The organism is Adlercreutzia sp. ZJ154 (assembly GCF_011039055.1).
Classification (GTDB): domain Bacteria; phylum Actinomycetota; class Coriobacteriia; order Coriobacteriales; family Eggerthellaceae; genus Adlercreutzia_A.
Map to the genome: position 1 here is coordinate 1 of NZ_JAAKEF010000039.1, position 1,478 is coordinate 1,478.

1 protein-coding gene is annotated in these 1,478 nt (G+C 53.3%); it reads right to left on the minus strand.

All coding sequences use genetic code 11. The features are described 5' to 3' along the window. Positions 1-110 precede the first annotated feature (110 nt). Entirely contained in the window at positions 111-1,370 is a 1,260-nt protein-coding gene (locus G7Y37_RS09040) for an IS256 family transposase (RefSeq protein ID WP_165063136.1), read from the minus strand. Positions 1,371-1,478: the final 108 nt, after the last annotated feature.

Sequence of the window (1,478 nt, forward strand, 5' to 3'; positions counted from 1 at the left end):
GGTTGTGTGTCGATTGTTGGTGTCATGATTGCGTTTGGGAGGTGCGGGCTTTAGCCCGCCCGAGCAAACGCAGCATTGCCCAGAACTAGCTATATATTACACTATTGGCATCATGCCGCCCTTCCGAGTTTCTCCTCGATTGCCGTTGCAATGCATACCCTTGCCTTCTCCATGATGTCGTCAGGAATGGGATCAAGGCTCGTCTTAGACCTGACCACATCCTTAAGCGATGTCGCGTCCATAAACTTCGCATTGAGCCACTCCTCGTTGACGTCGGTGAGTACTGCCCCCACTAAGCGCATCATTGAGTCGACCGACGGAAACACGCCTACGACTTTAGTCCGTCGCTTTATCTCCTCGTTAGCACGCTCTTGCACGTTGTTTGTCCGCAGACGAATGTGGTGCTCATACGGGAAGTCGAGATAAGCTAATGCGTCAGCTTCGGCATCCTCAAGAAGCTCACCTGCATGCCCCTTAAGTTGTGCGATACGCTCTGTTGCCTGACGGTAAGCAGCGCGCACGAGTTGCGGGTCACGCTCAGCAAAGACTGCCTTCATGGCTGCCGTGGCGATAGCCTTATCTTCTTTCTTAGAAAACCAGCCCGTCACGTTACGTTCAAGGTGAACGATGCAGCGCTGCCACGCTGCCCCTTGGAACACTTCAGCTATCGCTTGGACCAATCCTGTATGTTCATCAGAGACAACGCACTTAACGCCTTTAATGCCGCGCTTGCGCAGGTCCCTCAAAAACGCTTTCCACGAAACCGTAGACTCGGTGTCTACCACGTCTAATCCGACAAATTGGCGCGAGCCGTCCTCGCCACATGCTATGGCGGTGACTACACCCTTAGACTGGACATGACCCTCGTCGCGGCAGTTGAGGTAGGTGGCATCAAGCCACAGGTACGGAAAATTCATTCCGTCGAAACGACGTGTGCTTAAAGCTGCAACCTCCTCGTCAAGATCAGCAGTCATGCGCGAGATACGCGAGGGGCTCAGAGAGCCGAACTTCAGCGCGTCGGCAACCTTTTCAATCTTGCGAGTGGACAGACCGCGCACATAGATCTCTTTCACGACGCCAACCATTGCCCGGTCGACGCGCGAGTAGGGTCTGATCAGCTCGTCGGGGAAGTAGGTGCCCTCCCGAAGCTTGGGAATCCTCATCGTTATCTCGCCGAGCATAGTTATAAGCTTACGTTCGCGATAGCCGTTGCGCCGATTACCCTCACCACAGATCTCGTCTGCCTGCCAGTCCATTATTTGATTGATCATCGTCTCGAGCCCACGACGCATCATCTCGTTGATGTCGATGGTCCCATCCTCGCGAAATGGAAGGTTTTCGAGCGTTCCTTTATCCTGTAAAGTGTCCATAGTGGCCGTTGCCTTTCTGCTGAATCGGTTACTTTCACAAAAACGATTCTAGGCAATGGTCACTTCTATCTCAAAGTGGCTCCTGACACCAACTTTCGGCACACGATC

Bases quoted from the DNA above. Each gene is read 5' to 3' on its own strand.
- G7Y37_RS09040 (WP_165063136.1), bottom strand. From the start codon at position 1,370: ATGGACACTTTACAGGATAAAGGAACGCTCGAAAACCTTCCATTTCGC.